Below are 20,309 nucleotides of genomic sequence, written 5' to 3' on the forward strand. Positions count from 1 at the left end.
CTCAGCCGCGGAACGCCGGGATCCCGGTGAGGGCCTGGCCGAGCACGAGCGTGTGCATCTCGGAGGTTCCCTCGTAGGTGAGCACCGATTCGAGGTTGGTCATGTGGCGGATCACGGGGTATTCCAGGGAGATCCCGTTCGCGCCGAGGATCGTACGGGCGGTGCGGCAGACGTCGAGTGCCTCGCGGACGTTGTTCAGCTTGCCGAAGCTGACCTGGTCGGGGCGGATCCGGTGGTCGTCCTTGAGCCGGCCGAGGTGCAGGGCGAGCAGCAGCGCCTTGTGCACCTCGAGCGCCATGTCGGCGAGCTTGGCCTGGGTGAGCTGGAAGCCGGCGATGGGCCGGTCGAACTGGACTCGGGAGCCGGCGTAGTCCAGCGCCGCTTCGAGTGACGAGCGGGCCGCCCCGACGGCGCCCCAGATGATCCCGTACCGGGCCTCGTTGAGGCAGCTCAGCGGGGCGCGCAGGCCGGTCCCCTCGGGCAGCGCCGCGGTGGCGGGCAGCCGTACGTCGTCGAGCACGAGCTCACTGGTCACCGAGGCCCGTAGGGACAGCTTGCGGTGCATCAGCGGTGCGTCGAGCCCGGGTGTCGCGGTCGGTACGACGAAGCCGCGAACACCCTCGTCGGTCCGTGCCCAGACGACGGCGACGTCGGCGATCGAGCCATTGGTGATCCACATTTTGCGGCCGTTCAGCACCCAGTCACCGCCGTCACGGCGCGCTGTGGTGCTCATGGAGCCGGGGTCCGATCCGTGGTCGGGCTCGGTGAGGCCGAAACAGCCGATCGCCTCGCCGGAGGCCATCCGGGGCAGCCACTCGCGCTTCTGCTCCTCGGACCCGAAGCGCCAGATGGCGTACATCGCCAGCGAGCCCTGGACCGACACCAGCGAACGGATGCCCGAGTCGCAGGCCTCGAGTTCCAGGCAGGCGAGGCCGTAGGCGACCGCGCTCATCCCGGCGCAGCCGTACCCCTCGAGGTGCATGCCGAGCAGGCCGATCTTTCCCATCTCCCGGGCCAGCTCTTGCGCGGTCGGCAGCTCACCGCGTTCGAACCAGTCCGCGATGTGGGGGGCGATGCGCTCGGCGCAGAACGCCCGCACGGTGTCCCGGACGGCGAGCTCCTCCGGGCTCAGCAGCGAGTCGATGTCCAGCGGGTCGTCCGGCCGGAACGGGGGCGTGGCGGTCATGATGCTCCTCGGTCGTGGGTCAGGTGGCCGTGGGGGAGTGGGATGGGGGCGGGGTCGGCCGACCGCAGCCACGCCCGGAGCGCGTCGCCGTGCTCATCCAGGTCGGGCGGCGGTGTCGGCGTGGTCGCGGCGGTGTCGGAGAAGGTGATGGGCGGCCGCACCTGCGGCGGATGGTCGTCCCCGACGTGGAGCAGCGGGGACAGGCCGAGTTCGGCTGCGTAGTCGATGGCCGCGGGGATGTCGTTGACCCGCGAACAGGCGATCCCGGCCGCGGTCAGCCGCCGCTGCCAGTCTCCGGCGGTACGGGCCGACAGCGCTCCCTCCAGCCGTTCGACCAGCTCCGCGCGGTGCTCGACGCGCGCGGCGTTGTCGGCGAACCGCGGGTCGTCGGCGATGCCGTGCAGCCCCAGCTCGTAGGAGAACCTGCGGAACTGCGCGTCGGTGCCGACCGCGACGGCGAGCAGGCCGTCCTCGCACCGCAGCGTCTCGTACGGTGCGATGCTCGGATGCCGGTTCCCCATCCGAACGGGAGCCTCACCGGTCGTCAGGTAGCCGGAGACCTGGTTCGCCAGCCCGCCGAGCAGGCTGGTCAGCAGGTTCACCTCGACGTGCTGCCCCCGGCCGGTGCGGTCCCGGTGACGCAGGGCGGCCAGGATGCCGATCAGGGCGTCCTTGCCGGTGATGACGTCGATGAGGGCGACGCCGACCTTCATGGGATCGCCGTCGGCCGCGCCGGTGATGCTCATGAGGCCGCCCGCGGCCTGGACGACGAAGTCGTAGCCGGGCAGCTCCGCCCCGGCCGAGCTGCCGAATCCGGAGATGGAGGTATAGATCAGGCGCGGGTTCAGCGCAGCGGCCTGTTCGTGGTCCAGCCCGTACCGCGCCAGCACTCCGGGCCGGAAGTTCTCCACCAGCACGTCGGCGCGGCGCACCAGCTCGGTCGCGATCTCGCGGTCGGCCGGGTCGGTCAGGTCGAGCGCGATGCTGTGCTTGCCGCGGTTGACGCCCTCGAAGTACGAGCTGGAGCGCGGCGTCCAGGGCGGCCCCCAGCGGCGCGTGTCGTCCCCCTCGCCCGGTCGTTCCACCTTGATCACGGTCGCGCCGAGGTCCGCCATCATCATGGTGGCGAGCGGCCCGGCGAGGACCCGGCTGAAGTCGGCCACCAGCAGTCCGGACAGCGGGCTGCGGTCCGTCATCGGCGTTCCCCGCCCTCGGGGGAGGACGTCTCCGTACGGCTTCGGGCCGGGTCTCTGCTGATGGAGACCGCAGTCATGGTGGGCTCGCTTTCGTGCTCGGGCCGGGACGACGGAACGCCCGCGGCGGTCGGGATGTCAGGGGCTCGTGCGGGACGGCACCGGTCAGTCGCGCCAGCGCGGGGAGGTCGTACGGGGCGGGGGCAGTGCGGCCGGCAGCCGCAGGAGCATCGGGCCGCCGTGTCCCGCCGCCTCGCGCAGCGCGGAGGGGAGCTCCGCGACGCCGGGCACGTCCGCGGTGCCGATGCCGAAGCTGCGCGCGAGCGCCACGAAATCCGGGGTCGCAAGGTGCACGCCCTTCTCGGGATGGCCGAACCGCTCCTGGTCATAGCGGAGCATGCCGTAGCAGGCGTCGTCCACGACCAGGACCGTCACCGGCAGCCGCTCCTGCGTGAGGGTGGCGAGCTCGCCGACGCCGAACATCAGGCCGCCGTCTCCGCAGACGGCGAGGGTGGGCGTGCCGGACACGGCGGCGGGGCCGATCGCCGCCGGGAGGGCGTAGCCGAGCGTGCCCCAGCCCACCGGGTACTGCAGCCGCCGCGGGCGTCCCATCGAGGCGTACCCGCCGACCCAGTAGCCCGCCACGGCCATGTCCGCCACGACCGCGCCCGCCGTGGGCCAGGCGTCCTCGACGGCCTCGACGAGACTCAACGGCTCGTCGCACTTCTCGCCGCGCAGCCTCTCCCTGATCTTCTCGCGCAGCCCCGTCGCGTCCGTCCACGACGCGGGGCGGGCGGCGACCGCGTGGGTCAGCGCCCGCAGCGTCTCCCGGGCGTCGCCGAGGACGCCGACGTCGGGGGAGTAGTTCTTGTCCAGGTCGGTCGCGTCGCAGTTGATCGCCACCAGCCGGGGCGGGAGCGGCATCGACCAGTTGCGGGTGTTCATCCCGTCGAAGTCGGTGCCCACCGCGACCATCAGGTCCGCTTCGGCGATCAGCGCCGCCACCTCGGGCTCGTGCGGCGGGGCCGCGACCAGGCACGGATGGTCGTCGGGCAGCACACCGCGCGCGCCGAACGTGGTGACCACCGGGGCGCCCAGCCGCCGGGCCAGGGCGTCCAGGTCGCTCTCGGCGCCGGCCTGCACCACCCCGCCGCCGGCCCACAGCACGACCCGTTCGGCCCGGTCGATCTCGGCCACGGCGGCGGCGAGCCGCTCGTCCCCGGGAGCGGCGCGTTCCGGCGCGGTGTGCCGTACGGGCACGCCCGGCCGTCCCAGGACGTCGGTCGGCACGTCCAGGTAGACCGGCCCCTGTGGCCAGGTGAGCGCGGTCGTGATCGCCGCGCCGACCGCCTCCGCGACCTCGCCGGGCGTACGCGGCCGGTAGACGGCCTTGGCCAGCGGCTCGAACAGCGCCGCCTGGTCGGCGCTCTCGTGCAGGATGCCGCGCACCACGCCGGGGCGGCGCAGCGTGGTGGCGACCTCGCTGGCGACGAGCAGCACCGGGCTGTGCGACGCCGCGGCCTCGCCGAAGGCGGCGACCGCGTTGGCGGCGCCCGGACCCGTCGTCGTCAGCGCGACGCCGAGCGCGCCGGTGGCGCGGGCGGCGCCGTCGGCGGCGTACACGGTGGTCTGCTCGTGCCTGACCCCGATGATGCCCGGCCGGCCGGGCCGTTGCTCCTGCCAGAACGCGAGGTTGTGCACGCCCGGAAGGCCGAAGACGCGCTCCGTCCCGATCGACGCGAGCGCGTCGAGGACGCTGCCCGCGACGGTCACCTGCTCCATGTGGGCCTCTCCCATCTCCGGTCTCGAGGTTAAGAACCGACCTCGAGAGTCCTGGCGGAGGGTCTTGCGCGGAAAATTGGATCCACTATACATTCGCCAAAAGTTCTTACCCCGACTACCGATCCGACGGCAAGTCCCCGCCTTTTCCGCCGAGTCGGCTCCCGGTAGCTCCACCGGCCGACGAAACGACGAATCACTCATTCCGCGTTCGCGGCAGGCCATGCCGCCTACCCCCTGAGGAGACCTGCGATGACCCACTCCCACGGAGGCACGGGCTCACCCGGATGCCTGGACGCGTCCGGCCGGAGGGGAGGGCGTGGCAACGCGCCGCACCGTCTCCGGTGGCTCGCGGTCGCGCTGACCGCGCTCACGGTCACCGCGACCGCGTGCAGCAACGGCCAGCCGGGCACCACGAAGGCGGGCGCGGCCAAGGCCGCCGACACCGGCAAGTTCGACGCGTTCGCCAACGTGACCAAGGACGACGCCGCCGCGGCCAAGCTCCCCGCGCGGATCAAGTCGGCCGGGAAGCTGGTCGTGGTGATGAACGTGTCGAGCCCGCCGACCAAGTTCTACGCGACCGACAACAAGACGATCATCGGGCTCAACCCGGACCTCGCCCGCGCGCTGGGGCGCGTCCTCGGCGTCCAGACGCAGATCCAGGACGTCCAGCTCGACGGCATCATCCCCGGTCTGAGCGCCAAGCACTTCGACTTCGCGATCTCCAGCATGTCGGCCACGCCGGAGCGGCTGAAGGTTCTGGACATGGTGCGGTACGGCGCCTGGGGCACCTCGCTCGCGGTGGCCAAGGGAAACCCGCTCAAGCTGACGACGGACAGCCTGTGCGGCCACAAGGTCGCGGTGCAGCAGGGCTCGATCCAGGAGGCCGAGCGGCTGCCCGGGCTCTCCAAGGCCTGCCAGACGGCCGGCAAACCGGCGGTGCAGCCGGTCGTGCTGCCCAGCCAGACCGACGCGCTGGTGCAGCTCGGCAGCGGCCGGGCCGACGCCGTGCTCGCCGACACCCCGGTGCTCGCGTACGCGGTGGTCCAGACCCCGGGCAAGTTCCAGCTCGTCTCCGAGATGAACCGCAGCTCCGTCTCCATCGGCCTGCCCAAGGGCTCCGACCTCACCCCGGCGATACAGGCCGGGCTCAGCGCGCTGATGAAGGCCGGCACCTACCAGGCGATCTTCGACAAGTGGGGGCTGAAGACCGCCGTGACCGACACGCCCGACCTGGAGAAGACCGCCTCCTGATCGCCTCGCCCCCGGAGGGAACCTGATGAACACCCTGTGCTCGCAACCGTCCGGCCAGGTCGGGGCCGGGCGATGACGGCGGCGACGGACCGGGCCGTGCGGGCGGACGACGGCGAGGATCTCACCGTCGTCCCCCGGCGGAGCCCGCTGAACCTGGTCGGCATCGTGGTCCTCGCCGTGCTCGGCGCGATGCTGGTCCACACGCTGGTCACCAACGACAACTTCGAATGGGGGGTCGTCAAGCTCTACCTGAACGCCGAGGCCATCGCGAAGGGCGCGCTGCTCACCGTCGAGCTCACCGCGATCTCCATGGTGCTCGGCGTGCTGCTCGGCATCGTGCTGGCGGTGATGCGGCTGGCGCGCAGCCGGGTCCTGTCCACCTCCGCCTGGGCCTACGTGTGGTTCTTCCGGGGCACGCCGCTGCTGATCCAGCTCATCTTCTGGTTCAACCTGTCGGCGTTGTTCCCCCGGCTCTCGCTCGGGATCCCGTTCGGCCCGGAGTTCGTCTCCGGCAGCGCCAACGCCTTCATCACCCCGTTCGTGGCCGCGCTGCTCGGGTTGTCGCTGAACGAGGGCGCGTACATGGCCGAGATCGTGCGCGGCGGGCTGCTGAGCATCGACCGCGGCCAGAGCGAGGCCGCGCAGGCGCTGGGGATGCGGCCCGCCAAGACGCTGCGCCGCGTCATCCTGCCGCAGGCGATGCGCGCCATCGTGCCGCCGACGGCCAACCAGACGCTGTCGATGCTGAAGAACACCTCGCTGGTCAGCGTGCTCGGGGCCGCCGACCTGCTGCACGCCACGCAGATCATCTACTCCCGTACCTACCAGACCATCCCGCTGCTGATCGTCGCCGCGCTCTGGTACCTGGCGATGACCTCGGTCCTCAGCGTCGGGCAGTACTACCTGGAGCGTTTCTACCGGCGAGGCGACCTGGGCGCGTCCCGGCGCCGGCTGTTCCCGCGACGGCGCGCCGCCGAGGCGGCCGGGGCCGACTCACCGAAGGAGGTGTCGCGATGACCGACGAAGCCCATGGGGACGTGCTGATCAGCGTCCGCGGGATCCGTAAGTCCTTCGGCTCCCAGCAGGTGCTGCGGGGCATCGACCTGGACGTCGAGTCCGGAGAGGTGTGCTGCGTCATCGGGCCCAGCGGGTCGGGCAAGTCCACCCTGCTGCGCTGCATCAACCATCTGGAGAAGGTGGACGGCGGCCAGATCCACGTCGGGGGTGAACTGATCGGCTACCGCCGGTCGGGGAACAAACTGCACGAGCTGTCCGTACGCGAGGCGGCCCGGCAGCGCTCCGGCATCGGGATGGTCTTCCAGCGCTTCAACCTGTTCCCGCACATGACCGCCTTGGAGAACGTCATGGAGGGGCCGCGGCAGGTCAAGCGGGAGCGGGCCGCCGAGGTCCGCGAGCGGGCCGTGGAGCTGCTCGGACGGGTGGGACTGCACGACAAGGCCGGCAGCTATCCCGCCCAGTTGTCCGGCGGCCAGCAGCAGCGGGTGGCCATCGCCCGCGCGCTGGCGATGCGGCCGCAGGTGATGCTGTTCGACGAGCCGACCTCGGCGCTGGACCCCGAGCTGGTCGGCGAGGTGCTGGAGACCATGCGGTCGCTCGCCGAGGAGGGCATGACGATGATCATCGTGACGCACGAGATCGGCTTCGCTCGCGAGGTGGCCGACTCGCTGGTCTTCATCGACGGGGGAGTGATCGTGGAACAGGGACCGCCCCGCGACGTCATCACGGCCCCCACCCACGAGCGGACCCGCGCCTTCCTGTCGAAGGTGCTGTGATCGGGATGACCGGTGCGCTCGACGCCGAGATCGGCGTCATCGGAGTCGGAACCGTCGGCGCGATGCTGATGTGGCAGCTCGCGCGCCGAGGAGTACCGGCGATCGGATTCGAGCGGTACGCCCCGGGCCACGACCGCGCGGCGGTCGGCGGAGAGACCCGGTTGTTCCGGGTCGCCTATGCCGAGGGCGCGCAGTACGGCGACCTGCTGCGGCGGGCGTTCCGGCAGTGGCGGGAGCTGGAGTCCGCCGCCGGCGTCCCGCTGCTGAACACCTGTGGTGGCCTGGCCATCGGCGACCCCGGCCACGCGTACATCCGTGGCCTGCTGGCCAGCGCCGAGGCGTCCGGCACACCCGTGGAGGTCCTCGACGGCCGGGCCATGCGGGACCGGTATCCCCAGCATCACCTGCTGGAGGGTGAGGTCGGCGTCCTCGACCCGCAGGCCGGGTTCCTGCGATGCGAGGCGGCGGTGGTCACGGCGGCCGCCCTGGCCGAGCGGGGCGGCGCGACCGTGCTCCGGCACACCGAGATCGACTCGGTCACCGAGCGCGACGGCCACGTCGAGATCCGCGCCGGCGAGACGGTGTGGCGGGTCCGCGAGGCCGTCGTGTGCGCCGGATCGTGGACCGGCCGGTTCCTCCCGGATGACTGGCGGCCGCATCTGCAGCCCCGCCGGCTGCTGCTGAGCTGGTTCGCCGCCCGGCGCCCGGAGGAGTACACGCCGGAACGGTTCCCGATCTTCATCCGGGAGAGCGGGGGCGTGCACCTCTACGGCACGCCCTCGGTGGACGGCGTCGGTGTGAAGGTGGCCGGCGCGGTGCCGTCCATGCCCGTTCCGGAGCCGGACGCGATCGAGCGGCGGCACGGCGCGGCCGAGACCGCCGGCATCTCCCAGGCCGTGGCGGCACTCCTCCCCGGCCTGCATCCGGACCCGATCCGCGAGGACGCCTTCACCGACCTCTACACCTCCGATGAGGTTCCCTTCGTCGGCAGGGTCGGTCGCGGTAGGCTCTCGGTCGCGTCGGGCTTCTCCGGCCGCGGCTTCAAGTACGCCCCCGCGCTCGCCGCGGACGTCGCGGATATGTTGGTGAAGGGCACCGGCGCCCCTTGGGATTTCATGGCACCGCAGAGACTCGTGCCCGATATCCCCACGGCCTCCGGGGAAGGCAGGTGAGCACGATGCCGGTTGGCGGGGTCTCGCGGCCGCCGACGGTGCAGGGCTACGTGCTCGCCGAGGTCCGCAAGCTCATCATCTCCGGGGAGCTCAAGCCCGGCCAGCCGATCAGGCAGGAGCTCCTCGCCGAGCGGTTCGGCGTGAGCCGGGTCCCGCTCCGGGAGGCCCTGAAGATCTTGGAGGGCGAGGGCCAGGTCGTCCACCGGCCGCACCACGGATATATGGTGACCGAGCTGTCCCTGCCGGACCTGCTGGAGGTCTACCACATCCGGGGACTGCTGGAGTCCGAGGCGGCCCGCCTCGCCGTCGAGAAGGTGAGCGACGCCGACATCGAGCAGATCGTCGTGGCGCAGCGGGAGGTGGAGGCCGCCTCCGCCCGGGGCGACCTGCTGGCGATGACCGCGGCCAACCGCAGGCTCCACTTCTCGATCCTCGAGCTGTCCCGGATGCCGCGGCTGGTCCGCATGATCCGCTCGCTCTGGGACTCCACCGACCCCTATCGCTCGGTCTACTACAACGCGCCCACCAACCGCGAACTGGTCGAGCGCGAGCACGCCGGCATCGTGGACGCGGTGCGCGACCGCGACGGTGACCGGCTCGTGAAGCTGCTCGCCGAGCACCGCGACCACGCGGTCGAGGCGCTGCGGCAGATCATCTCCGAGGAGAGCTGATCCCGCGTCGCCGAGGCCCCGCCCTATGGCGGACGCGGCGCCACCGTTTTCCGGGGACGCCGCGTCGTCACTGAGAGATTCACCGAGAACACGTCGGAGCGATTCCCGCGCCGGTACCGCTGCAAAGCCGACCGTGGTCGACCGGCCGGCAGCGATCAGAGGGATGGCGTTTGCCAGTCCCTCCATTGGGACAGGTTGCCGGCCTTCTGGCTCGAGATCCTGATCACGCCTGGAGCATTGCCCGTCTTCAGCAGGAACTTCTGGATGTTCGACATCAATGGGGTCTTCCACTCCGGCCTGACAGCGCAGTGTGTGCCGTCCTGGACGTCGGACCAGTAGGTGATGTCGTCACCCGCGCCGAGCGCCTTGTAGACCTCCGCTCCGCCCAGCGCGGCCACGCTCCCGGACCTGGCGGCCAGCCAGTCGATGTGCGGATTCTCCATGATGAAGAGTCCGCGCGGGGCGACCATGGCCACCATTTCGTGCGTGTCCACCGGCAGGTTGCCTGGGCTGCCCGTGAACGAGCCGAACGCGTCACCCAGCCACGGTTGCTCGGAGTAGGCGCTGCTCAGCGGCTGGGCGCCGCTCTCCCCGGCGATCCCGCGGAAGATGGGAGCACCCCCGCTGCCCGATTCGATCGGCATGGTCAGGGCGATGCGCTGATCGAACGTACCGGCCACGAAAGCGCCCTTGCCGAACCGCGAGCATCCCGTGACGCCGGTCGCGTCCGCCTTGAGGATGCCGCCGCCCGACTGCTCGATGACGTCGATGATCCGGCTCACACCCCAGGCCCAGGCCATGAGCAGCCCGGTGCTGCTCGAGGAGCCGTAGACGCTGTAGTACGCGCCTTGCTTGTTGTTCCGCGGGGTGCCCTCCTTTCCGACCTGGTAGGGGTCGTAACTGATGACGGCGACACCAGCGGCCAGAATGGTGGCCGTGTCCGCGCCGAATCCTCCGTAGACGATGACGGCCGGGAAAGGTCCGGTGCCGCTCGGCAGCTGGACACTCGCCGAAAAGCCGGCGCTCTTTCCCTGGTCCGTCACGTTGACGGTGATGCCGGTCCGGGACACCGTTCCCGTGACACCTTGCGGCTTTCCGTGCTTCTCGCCGTAGACGTACTTCTCCGCCAGCTTCTTGATCTCTTCTCGCCGGCACCGCCAATCGGACTTCGTGGAGATGCGCGTGCCATCCAGTTTCGTGAAGGGATCGGGAAGCTTGGAGTTGGTCGGGAAGGAGCCGGGGAGGGAGACCGGGCAGTCGGCGCCCTCGTCCTCGACGGGCGCGGTGACCGCGAGGCGGCCGGTGGCCGCGGCGGCCGTGGTACTCACTGTTGCCGTTACCGCTCCAGCAATCGCGAGCGCCCCTATCGCCAGCATGGCGATCACGGAACGGATGCTAGAGCGGCCCGAGCTGATGATCACTAGGGCTCTCCTTCTGTGCGGTGAGGGAGGCTGCGCAGCGATCGATGATGAGGAATGTCGACGGCCTGAGTTTCGAGTGGTCGACGACACTTGTCAACGCCGCTCGGGACGCTTTCATTTCTTTCACATGAAAACCATTGAAAGTTCGGTTGACCGGTCTGATGGCGAGGCTTAGCGTCCGGGCATGGGTTCGGGCAATGCCCGACACCGGAACAAAGATTTAGGAAATGCCGTCTGGCGGCCGGCACTGTAGTTGCGGAGAGGTAATGATGCGGAGAACCTCCCTGTCGTCGGCCGGCGCGCTGGCCGTGATTGTCGCGATCGTGCTGGCGGCCGGTGCCCTCATGGGTCTCGGTACCGCCGGCGCGGAGTCGAACGGCGGCGTACGGGTGATGCCGCTGGGCGACTCGATCACTGATGGGTTCACCGTCCCCGGCGGTTACCGAATCGGTCTGTGGCAGCGCTTCGTGAACGACGGCTACCGGGTGGACTTCGTCGGGTCGCTGTCGAACGGGCCCGCCGAACTCGGGGATCACGACCACGAGGGCCACTCCGGCTGGCGGATCGACCAGATCGACGCGAACGTCGTCACCTGGTTGCGCACCTACACGCCGCACACCGTGCTGCTGCACATCGGCACCAACGACGTCGCCCAGAGCTACGATCTGGCCAACGCGCCGGCGCGGCTGTCGACGCTGATCGACCATGTGACCGCGACGGTCCCGGACGCCGAGGTGTTCGTGGCCACGATCATTCCGCTCGGATCGTCCGGTCTGGAGGCGGCCGGCCGTACGTTCAACGCGGCGATCCCCGGCATCGTCCAGAGCAAGGCCGGCGCCGGTAAGCACGTGCACCTGGTGGACATGCACGCCGCGCTGACGACCGCGGACCTGGCCGACGGCGTCCACCCCAACGCGACCGGGTACGACAAGATGGCCGCCACCTGGTACAACGCCCTCGCATCGGTGCCCGGGAGCATCGGCGAACCCGGTGGCACGGGCCCCACGCCACCGGCCGGCGCCTGCACCGCCACCTACAGCGTGGTCGGGCAGTGGTCCGGCGGCTTCCAGGGATCGGTCAAGGTGACCGCCGGGAGCACGGCCATCGCCGGCTGGACCGTCACCTGGCGATACGCCGGCGGCCAGACCGTCACCCAGGTCTGGAACGCGACCCTCACCAGCTCTGGGTCCCAGGTCACCGCCCGCAACGTCGGCTACAACGGCGCTCTCGGCGCGGGCGCCGGCACGGAGTTCGGATTCCTCGGCTCCGGTGCGAGTGAAGTACCCGCGCTCACCTGCACCGCCGCCTGACCCGACCCGGACGGTCCTGCCCGTCTGACGGCCCTCATCGGCGATCACGTACGCCGGCGCCGATGCCGCGCCCAGACGGGCGTAATCGTCGTCGCCGCCACCCGAACGACAAAGTTTTGCCTGGTCAACGGGTCATCACATGCCGACCCGGAGGATAGTATCCGTTTCCTGCCGCTATGCGTAAGTTATCCCCATTTTGGGGGTGACGTGGTGGGACGGAGGTATCGGTGTCCCTGACCGAGGCCCTACGGGCGGGAACGCCCCAGGCGTTCGGCGCGCTCTACGACGAGTACGCCGAACCGCTCTACGCCTATTGCTACGTCATGGTCGGCGTCGAGGCGGGCGACGCGCTGCGCGAAGCCTTCGTCGCGGTCGCCGGCCATCCGGACGCCGTCCCGGGCGAGGACGCGGAGTTGCCGGTATGGCTCCACTCGCTCGCCCGAGCCGCGTGCGTACGGCGCGGCGCCCTCGTGCGCGCCGTCGCGACGACCGCGTCGGCCGACCCACTACGACGCGCGCTGGCCCTCCTGAGCCCCGAGCACCGTGAGGTCCTGGCGCTGACGAACGCCCTCGATCCGGAGCAGACCGCCCGGGTGCTCGGCGTGACGCGGGAGGCCGCCGAGGCGTCCGCGTGGGAGGCGCAACGGAGCCTGGAGCAGGCCGCCGCCGTCGTGAGCAGCGGGGAGACCCGGGACTCGGCCATGCTCTCCCCGCTGAGCGGAGAGGCGCTGCACCGGCTGGTGACGCTGGGGCATGTGCCTCCGGCGGGACACCGAGAGCGCGTGCTGTCCTCGTGCGCGACGGCCCGGCGCGTGTCCGGCGGCGCGGCGGTGTCCGCCGCCGACGCCACGCCTTCGCCCGACGCGCGGGCCGATGATGCCACTCGGCAGATCCCGAGCATCTCCCCGGACGAGGCGGCCACCGCGCCGTTGCGCCGGGTCGACGCGAGCTCCGCGGACACGCGACCGGATCTGTTCGTAGCCGGCGAATTCCGGCCCGCCGGGCCGGCGCCCGAAGAGTCCGCGGGCTCCGCGGACGCCGTGTCGGCCGGCGTCGGGTCGGCCCGCTGGGAGACCATCGAAGCGGCGTGGGCCGAGGAGGACTCGAACGTACGTGACGGCGAGCGGCCGCCACTGGCCGGTGACACGCACGTCGAGCAGAAGAGGTCATCGACGGGCAGCCGCTTCCTCCTCCCGGCCGTGGCCCTGGTGGCCTTGGTCGCCGCGGCGACGGGCGCGGCCTTCGCGTTGTCCGGCCCCGACCACGCGCACGACACCGGAACGGTCGTGCGGCCGAGCCGTTCGGCCCAGCCCGCACCGTCGGGCGACCAGACGTCGCCGTCGCCCAAGGCGGCCACCTCGGACACGAGCGCGTCGCCGACGCCTACCCGTACCGCCACCGCGACACCTCGACGCGGCGTCGCCTCTCCAACCCACTCGAGCTCGGCGACGCCGAAGCGACCCGCCAAGCCGACCCGGCCCGCGAAGGCGACCCCGACCGCCAAACCGACGCCGACCACCAAACCGACTACACCGGAACCGTCCCCGTCGGCCGAGCCGACTCCGTCCGCCGAACCGGAGTCACCCGCCGAACCGAGCTCGCCCGCCGAACCGGCCTGGACCGCTGAACCGACCCCGACCGCCGAAGCGACGCGATCCGCCGAACCGGAGTCATCCGTTGAACCGAGCTCGCCGGACGAGTGGCCGGGCCGGTGGACGACGAGGCCGAGACCGCATCACACCGACACATCGGGTGACGCGCCCGGGGACGGGCAGGGGAGCATCGGCCGTCGAGACCCCGGCCGGGCGTGTGACGGCACTTCCGGGCGAGCGTCTCGATGTGCTCGGCCGCGCCCGTGGCGCCCCGAGTGGTGAGGCCGGCTACGGGGTCCATTTGACGTTCGGGTTCACCTGGCCGGTCCAGTCGAAGACGGCCATGTTGTCCCAGCCGTCTCCGCTGCCCGCGATATTCGCGGGATCCCAGCCGTTGCCGGGCACCGCGTACCAGGTCGGCTCCCAGTAGAAGACGCCGATCGCGCCAGCGCCCCGAGCCGTGTTCTGCACATCGGTGAAGTTGGCGGCCTGACCTTCCCAGGTGAGCGGATAGCCCGAGCATCCGGAGGTGACCGAATTGGCGGTGCTGTCGGCGTTCGCCGAGGTGAACGGGTAGGCCGTCTCGGCAACGACGACGTTCTTGCCGTACCGGGACTTCATGTCGGCGATGACGTTGTACAGGTTCGACAGCGAGCCGTGCCACATGCAGTAGTACGACAGCCCGGTGATGTCCCACGCGACGCCTTTCGCGGCTATACCGTCGTAGAACCAGCGCGCGTGCGCGTCGCTGTCCGCGTCCGCGGTGTGAATGACCACCTGGGTCCCCGCGTTGCACGCCTTGGTCGCGTTGTAGCCGGACTTGAGCAGCAGGCTGAGGTTGGTGAAGTCATTATTGATGACTTTGCCGTCGTCCCACAGTATTCCGACGTTGATCTCGTTGCCGATCTGCACGCTGTCCGGGGTGGTGCCCTGGGCCTTGAGGCTGGTGCAGACGTCGTAGGTGTAGTTGTAGACGTCGGTCTGCAACTGGCCGATGCCGTGGCCGGACCAGGCCGCGGGCTTGTGCTGCTGGCCCGGGTCGGCCCAGGTGTCCGAGTAGTGGAAGTCGATCAACAGCTTGAGGCCCTTCGCCTTGACCGTCTTCGCGTACGCCAGCACCTTGGCCTTGTTGTTGTAGCCGCTGGCCGGATTGTTCCAGATCCGCAGGCGGATGTAGTTCACGCCGAGGCCCTTGAGGATGTCGAGCGGATCCGCGGCGTTGCCGTTCGCGTTGTAATACCTGGCACCGAGATCAAGGGCTCGTTGCGCGCTCGACACGTCGGCGCCGAGCATGCTCAGTGAGTTGGCGGCAGAGGCGCCTGTGGGCTCGGTGAACATGCTCGCCGAAATGGTGAGGGCCGCCACGGCCAGTGCGGCTTTCCGTACGCGACCAAGGCCGTACACGCGCATCCCGACCTCCTTTGACCGAGGCATCGAGGAGTGCGGCTCCTCTGGGCGCCGTTAAATCTCGTCCATGGGGGGCCGTAACCGGTCACGCTAACCAAATCGAGGAAGCATGTGAATATTTTTCATGCTTCTTTCATCGGTACATGGACGACTCCGGAGAGCGAGCGCCCCGGAGGCGGAAGGTTGACGGTCGCCTTAACAGCGTTGTCACCGAGACGGAGCCGCTGAGCCCGGTCGCCGGTGGCGGCAACGGCGGCGGCGCCGTGATCGCCGGGTTGACACGTGAATCGACATGATTCGGCGGCGCACCGCCGGACCTAGTTGTCATTTGCCAAACGTTCGACTGGGTGCCCTCCCAACGCAAACCACGATCTCTAAGTTCCTTCTGCTGGAGATCAACGCCAAGGGAGACCGACATGCAGAGGAGCCCCGCAGTCCGGGGTCGCGGGATCAGGAAGTCCTTCGGTGATGTGGTCGCACTCGACGGCGTCGACCTCGACGTGGCGGACGGACAGGTCCACGGCCTGGTCGGCCCGAACGGAGCGGGCAAGACGACCCTCCTCGGTCTGCTGTTGGGCCTGGCCGTAGCGGACAGCGGCCGCCTGGAGATCCTGGGCACGCCGGTCGGGCGGACGCTGGCCGTCCCCGACGGCGTCGCGGGCTTCGTGGACGGGCCCGGGCTCTATCCGTCGCTCACCGCGCGGCAGAACCTCTCGGCCCTGGCCTCCCTGCGCGGGTACGACGCCGGTCGCGCCGCCCACGTCGACGACGCGCTGGAGCAGGTCGGGCTCACCGACGTCGCCGACGACCGCATCCGGGGATTCTCGCTGGGCATGCGCCAGCGGCTCGGACTGGCCGCCGCGCTGCTCACCACACCGCGACTGCTCGTGCTCGACGAGCCGGCCAACGGTCTGGACCCGGCCGGCAAGTACCACGTGCATCGCGTCATCACGAAGCTCGCCGCGGACGGGACCGCGGTGGTCCTCTCCAGCCACCGGATGGACGACCTCGCCGCGCTGTGCTCCGAGGTCACCGTCCTCGCCACCGGGCGGGTCGTCTTCTCCGGGCCGGTGACCAAGCTCGCCGCCGAGAGCGGGGAGCTCGACTACCGGCTGCTCACCTCCGACTCGGCGGCCGCCCACCAGGTGGCGCTGGACACGCCAGGGCTCCGCGTCGTGCCCGGTCGCGACGGCGTCGAGCGGCTGGACGCCGACGTCCTCGTGGTCCGCGGAGCCGTGCCGGCCATCGAGGACCTGGTGGCCCGGCTGGTGCGGGCCGACGTGGCCGTACGGGAGGTGGCGCCCGTGGTGGCGCCGCTCGAGGCGGCGTTCCTGGCCCTGACCGGGACCGGGCAGATCGATGAGGAGGATGTCCGATGACGGCGACCGTCGCACCGCCGCCGGTCGAGGCCCGGCCGGCGCCGGTGCTGCGTGGCTACCGGTTCGAGCTGGTCAAGCTGCTCTCCCAGTGGCGGATCCGCGTGCTGCTGCTCGCCTGCTGGATCGCCCCCGCGGGCTTCGTGGCCGCGGTGAGCGTGCAGAGCCAGCTGCCCGCCGACACGGTCTTCGGCCGGTGGATGCACGCGACCGGCTGGGCGGGGGCACTGGTCGTGCTGGACTTCTCCCGCAGCTGGGCGCTCCCGCTGCTGACGGCGCTGGTCGCCGGCGACGTCTTCGCGACCGAAGACCGGCTGGGCACGTGGCGCCACCTCCTCGTGGCGGTCCGCTCACCAAAGCGGATCTTCGTGGCGAAGAGCCTCGCCAGTCTCACCGTGCTCGTGCTGCTGGTGGCCGGGCTGGCCGCCTCGGGCATCGCCGGGGGCCTGGCCGCGGTCGGGAACCGGCCGCTCGTCGGCCTGGACGGCCATCTCCTCACCCCGGCGGCCGCGGCCGGCACGGTCCTGCTCTCGTGGGCCTGCGTGCTGGCGCCGACGCTGGCGTTCGCCGCGATCGGCCTCCTCGGCTCGGTGGCCCTGGGCCGCTCCACGATGGGGCTGCTGATGCCCGCGCTCGTCGCCTTCGCGCTGCAGCTCGCGCAGTTGCTCCCGCTGCCGGTGGCCGTACAGCTGGCCCTGCCGAGCCACGCCTTCCTCGCCTGGCGCGGGCTCTTCACCAGCCCGGCGCAGGTGGGCCCCCTCCTCGTCGGCCTCGTGGTGAGCCTGGCGTGGGCGGCCGTCGCCACCGCGCTGGCCTACTACCTCTTCCTGCGCCGCGACTTCACCGACCTCGCGTACGACGGGTCGGGCCGGCGCGTCCTCGTGGCGGGGGTGCTACCGCTGGCCGGCCTGGTCGCCCTCACCGTCGTCGTGCTCATCGGCGCGACCCCGGCCAAGGGCTCCGGGATCGAGCGGGTCAAGCTGCAGAACTCGCTCGCCACGGTGTACGCCCACCTCTACCGGCTGCAGACGCAGGAACTTCATCGGCCCGCCGTCACCGAGGCCCAGCTGCGGGCCACCGCCTCCTGCGACAAGGGCGGCTCCATGGTCGCCGACCACGGACCGGGCAACGACTGGCGGTGTGTCGTGACCTGGCACCTCCCCGGCGCGAGCGCCGCGGGCACCGCCATCTACCAGCTCGACGTCACCGCAGACGGGCGGTACGTCGCCGACGGAGACGGGCCGAAGGAGGTGAACGGCTACTTTCCGGTGCGCACCCAGACCGGGGACGCACCCAACCCTCTGTGGCAGTTCGACGGCAACGTCGACCTGCTCGCAAGCACTCCGAAGGAATAGTTTCATGCAGGTCACCCGCCAGCGTGTCGAGAAGGCTCCCCTCGGGCTCTTCCGTCGACTCACCAACAGCCGTTTCCGCCTGGTGGCGGCCGGCACCGCAGCTCTCGCCATCACCAGTGGCGGCGTATCGTACGCCTCCACCGTAGGCTTCGGCACCAGCCACGTCGGAGAGACCACCCGCAAGGGCCAGGTCGTCTCCGCCGACCAGTACATCAAGCCGATCGGCGAGCGTCTCGTCATCAACAACGGCAAGATCATGTCGTCCACGGTCAGCCCGGACGGCACCCACCTCGCGGCCAACGTCACCGACGGCGGGATGGCGCTCGCCGTCGTGGACCTGAAGAACTGGAAGGTCCAGCAGCTCGTCGGCAACAACAAGGCCGCGGACCTGAAGATCAGCGGCAACGACGTGGGCCAGGAAGGCCCCACGTACTCGCCCGACGGTACGCAGCTGTGGCTGGGCCAGTCCGACGGCTACACCAAGTTCACCGTGAACGCGGACGGCACCCTCGCCAACCCGACGTCCATCAAGATCGCTGCGGACGGGTCCAAGCGCGCGCTGGTGGGTCAGGCGGTGTTCTCGTCCGACGGCAAGACCGTGTACTCCGCCGTCAACGGTCAGAACCGCGTGGTCGCCATCGACGCGGCGACCGGGACCATCAAGCAGAGCTGGGCCGTGGGCAACGCCCCGCGTGACCTGGCGGTGGTCGGCAACAAGCTCTACGTCAGCAACGAGGGCGGCCGCCCGGCGAAGCCGGGCGAGACCACGATCAACTCCTACGGCACCCAGGTGCCCGCCAACCCGGAGACCGGTGCCACCACCACCGGCACGGTCAGCGTCATCGACCTGGCGAACCCGGCCAACGCCGCCGGGAGCATCGACGTCGGACTGCACCCGACGGCTCTGTACGCCAAGAACGGGGCGCTGTTCGTCACGAACACCGCCACCAACAACGTGTCGGTCATCGACACGGCCAAGGACAAGGTCGTCCAGACCATCGCCACCCAGCCGTGGCCGGAGGCGTCGGTCGGTTACGAGCCCGACGCGGTGACGCTCACCGACGACGGTCACCTGCTGGTGACGCTCGGCCGCGCCAACGCGGTCGCCGTCTTCCGGTACACGAAGCCGCTGGAGCCGGTCAGCTACGTCGGCCTGCTCCCGACGGACTACTTCCCCTCGGAGATCACCACCGTCGGCAACGACGTGCTGGTCTCCAACACCCGTGGTATCGACGCCCTCCGCACGCCGCCCGCCAGCAGCGCCGGGCACGGTACCCACGACACGACGTCGAGCCTGCAGCGGTTCAAGCTGCCGTCCGACGGCGTCATCAGGTCCATGACGAGGAAGGTCTTCCAGCAGAACGGCTGGACCCCCAACTCGGTCCTGCGGAGCAAGGGCAACGGTGCGAAGCCGGTGGCCGTCCCGGTGAAGCTCGGCGACCCCTCGACGATCAAGCACGTCTTCCTGCTCGTCAAGGAGAACCGGACCTACGACCAGGTCTTCGGCGACATGCCGCAGGGCAACGGCAGCCCGACGCTGGCCCAGTACGGCGAGAACGTGACGCCGAACCAGCACGCGCTGGCCAAGCAGTTCGGGCTGTACGACAACACCTACGACATCGGCACGAACTCCGCCGAGGGTCACAACTGGCTCATGCAGGCCGACGACCCGGAGTACACCGAGTCCTCGGCCGGTGAGTACACGCGCAGCTACGACACCGAGGACGACGCTCTCGGTCACCAGCGGACCGGCTTCATCTGGACCGGTGCACAGGCGGCGGGCAAGACCGTACGGGACTTCGGTGAGTTCCAGTCGTTCGAGAGCAAGCCGGCCGGCGCGACCTGGCAGAACCTGTACTGCGACGCCAAGACCATGGCGGCGAACCCCTCGCAGAACACCGCCTACCCCATCCAGACGGGCTCGGCGATCCCGTCGCTCAACAAGGTGTCGGCGCCCGGCTTCCCGCTCTTCGACACCAGCGTCCCGGACATCTACAAGTACGAGATCTGGAAGCGTGACTTCCAGAAGAACGGGCCGGCGAACCTGAACATGTTCTGGTTCTCCAACGACCACACCGGTGGTCCGCCGAACGGGCCCGCTCAGGTCGCGGACAATGACCTCGCGACCGGCAAGGTGATCGACACCATCTCCCACAGCAAGTACTGGAAGGACTCCGCGATCTTCGTGGTCGAGGACGACTCCCAGGCCGGCGTCGACCACGTCGACGGCCACCGTGCCCCGATCCAGATCATCAGCCCCTGGGCCAAGCACGCCACCGTCGACAGCCGCTACTACTCCCAGATCACGATGATCCGCACCATCGAGCAGATCCTCGGGATCCACCCGATGAACCAGAAGGACAGCGCCGCCACTCCGATGAGCACGGCGTTCAATGGCAAGCCCGACAACACGCCGTTCACCGCGCTGCCCAACCGGACCTCGCTGACCGGTGGTCTGTCGACCCAGCCGACCTGTGGCTCGGACACCCCGGCGCCGCAGGACGTGAACGCCGCGGCCGTGCCGTCGGCGAAGGTGCCGGCGGCCGAGCAGCAGGTAGCGGCGAAGTGGCAGGCGTGGAAGGCGAAGCAACCGTTCACCGGGCCCAACGCCAAGGCCGACTCCGCTCCGCCCGAGCAGATGAACCGCTTCTCGTGGTACGAGGCGCACGGGTGGACGAAGCCCTACCCGGGTGACGCCAAGATCTACGCTCCGGACCAGGTGCCCGGCGCGTACATCCCGTCGTCGGACAACGACTGACCTCCGCACAACTGACGCGACGGCCCGCCGGGGATCCCGGCG

General features: G+C 70.3%; 15 protein-coding genes. 10 read left to right on the plus strand and 5 right to left on the minus strand.

The annotated features are described in order from the left end of the window. Position 1: 1 nt before the first annotated feature. The 3 genes from ACQP2O_RS20465 to ACQP2O_RS20475 all read right to left on the minus strand — a co-directional run bounded on the left by ACQP2O_RS20465 (position 2) and on the right by ACQP2O_RS20475 (position 4,161). Positions 2-1,186, minus strand: a complete 1,185-nt coding sequence (locus ACQP2O_RS20465; protein WP_433187363.1) for an acyl-CoA dehydrogenase family protein — start codon at positions 1,184-1,186, stop codon at positions 2-4. Further along, positions 1,183-2,382, minus strand: coding sequence for a CaiB/BaiF CoA transferase family protein (locus tag ACQP2O_RS20470; RefSeq protein WP_433187366.1), 1,200 nt, complete (start codon positions 2,380-2,382; stop codon positions 1,183-1,185). Before ACQP2O_RS20470 ends, ACQP2O_RS20465 begins: the two co-directional genes overlap by 4 nt. Positions 2,383-2,544: 162 nt before the next feature. Continuing rightward, entirely contained in the window at positions 2,545-4,161 is a 1,617-nt protein-coding gene (locus ACQP2O_RS20475) for a thiamine pyrophosphate-binding protein (RefSeq protein ID WP_433187369.1), read from the minus strand. Between the two features lie 249 nt (positions 4,162-4,410). Here ACQP2O_RS20475 and ACQP2O_RS20480 point away from each other — a divergent pair, with 249 nt between their 5' ends. The 5 genes from ACQP2O_RS20480 to ACQP2O_RS20500 all read left to right on the plus strand — a co-directional run bounded on the left by ACQP2O_RS20480 (position 4,411) and on the right by ACQP2O_RS20500 (position 9,048). Then, positions 4,411-5,412, plus strand: coding sequence for an ABC transporter substrate-binding protein (locus tag ACQP2O_RS20480; RefSeq protein ID WP_433187372.1), 1,002 nt, complete (start codon positions 4,411-4,413; stop codon positions 5,410-5,412). A gap of 72 nt (positions 5,413-5,484) precedes the next feature. Next, positions 5,485-6,429 (plus strand): amino acid ABC transporter permease, encoded by a 945-nt coding sequence (locus ACQP2O_RS20485; protein WP_433187374.1) that lies wholly within the window; start codon positions 5,485-5,487, stop codon positions 6,427-6,429. After that, positions 6,426-7,205: an amino acid ABC transporter ATP-binding protein gene (locus ACQP2O_RS20490; protein ID WP_433187377.1), complete on the plus strand. Its 780-nt coding sequence runs from the start codon at positions 6,426-6,428 to the stop codon at positions 7,203-7,205. Before ACQP2O_RS20485 ends, ACQP2O_RS20490 begins: the two co-directional genes overlap by 4 nt. Before the next feature lie 5 nt (positions 7,206-7,210). Further along, complete coding sequence (solA, locus tag ACQP2O_RS20495) at positions 7,211-8,377, plus strand: N-methyl-L-tryptophan oxidase (protein ID WP_433187380.1); 1,167 nt, start codon at positions 7,211-7,213, stop codon at positions 8,375-8,377. Between the two features lie 5 nt (positions 8,378-8,382). Further along, positions 8,383-9,048: a GntR family transcriptional regulator gene (locus ACQP2O_RS20500; RefSeq protein ID WP_433191084.1), complete on the plus strand. Its 666-nt coding sequence runs from the start codon at positions 8,383-8,385 to the stop codon at positions 9,046-9,048. A 155-nt stretch (positions 9,049-9,203) separates the two neighbouring features. Here the strand turns inward: ACQP2O_RS20500 and ACQP2O_RS20505 are convergent, their stop codons facing one another. Beyond that, positions 9,204-10,376, minus strand: a complete 1,173-nt coding sequence (locus ACQP2O_RS20505) for a glucuronyl esterase domain-containing protein (protein WP_433187383.1) — start codon at positions 10,374-10,376, stop codon at positions 9,204-9,206. Positions 10,377-10,735: 359 nt separating this feature from the next. Between ACQP2O_RS20505 and ACQP2O_RS20510 the strand changes: the two genes are divergently transcribed. Together ACQP2O_RS20510 and ACQP2O_RS20515 are read left to right on the plus strand one after the other, a co-directional pair. Continuing rightward, the gene (locus tag ACQP2O_RS20510; protein ID WP_433187386.1) at positions 10,736-11,779 is read left to right on the plus strand and encodes a cellulose binding domain-containing protein; all 1,044 of its coding nucleotides are present in this window, start codon (positions 10,736-10,738) and stop codon (positions 11,777-11,779) included. Between the two features lie 227 nt (positions 11,780-12,006). Continuing rightward, positions 12,007-13,653 carry a hypothetical protein gene (locus tag ACQP2O_RS20515; protein ID WP_433187389.1) on the plus strand — a complete coding sequence of 549 codons (1,647 nt, stop codon included), beginning with the start codon at positions 12,007-12,009 and terminating at the stop codon, positions 13,651-13,653. Positions 13,654-13,659: 6 nt separating this feature from the next. On the opposite strand, the gene ACQP2O_RS20520 is transcribed toward ACQP2O_RS20515, so the two are convergent. Then, positions 13,660-14,781, minus strand: coding sequence for a glycoside hydrolase family 53 protein (locus ACQP2O_RS20520; protein WP_433187392.1), 1,122 nt, complete (start codon positions 14,779-14,781; stop codon positions 13,660-13,662). Positions 14,782-15,194: 413 nt separating this feature from the next. Between ACQP2O_RS20520 and ACQP2O_RS20525 the strand changes: the two genes are divergently transcribed. From ACQP2O_RS20525 to ACQP2O_RS20535, 3 genes are read left to right on the plus strand one after another with little or no spacing between them, the layout of a single operon-like run. After that, on the plus strand, positions 15,195-16,157 hold the full coding sequence (locus tag ACQP2O_RS20525) for an ABC transporter ATP-binding protein (protein ID WP_433187395.1): 963 nt from the start codon (positions 15,195-15,197) through the stop codon (positions 16,155-16,157). Continuing rightward, positions 16,154-17,509, plus strand: a complete 1,356-nt coding sequence (locus ACQP2O_RS20530; RefSeq protein ID WP_433187398.1) for an ABC transporter permease — start codon at positions 16,154-16,156, stop codon at positions 17,507-17,509. The genes ACQP2O_RS20525 and ACQP2O_RS20530 overlap by 4 nt, the downstream gene beginning before the upstream one ends. 4 nt (positions 17,510-17,513) lie before the next feature. Next, entirely contained in the window at positions 17,514-20,267 is a 2,754-nt protein-coding gene (locus ACQP2O_RS20535) for an alkaline phosphatase family protein (protein ID WP_433187401.1), read from the plus strand. Positions 20,268-20,309: the final 42 nt, after the last annotated feature.

Source organism: Actinoallomurus sp. CA-150999 (assembly GCF_050942425.1).
Classification (GTDB): domain Bacteria; phylum Actinomycetota; class Actinomycetes; order Streptosporangiales; family Streptosporangiaceae; genus Actinoallomurus.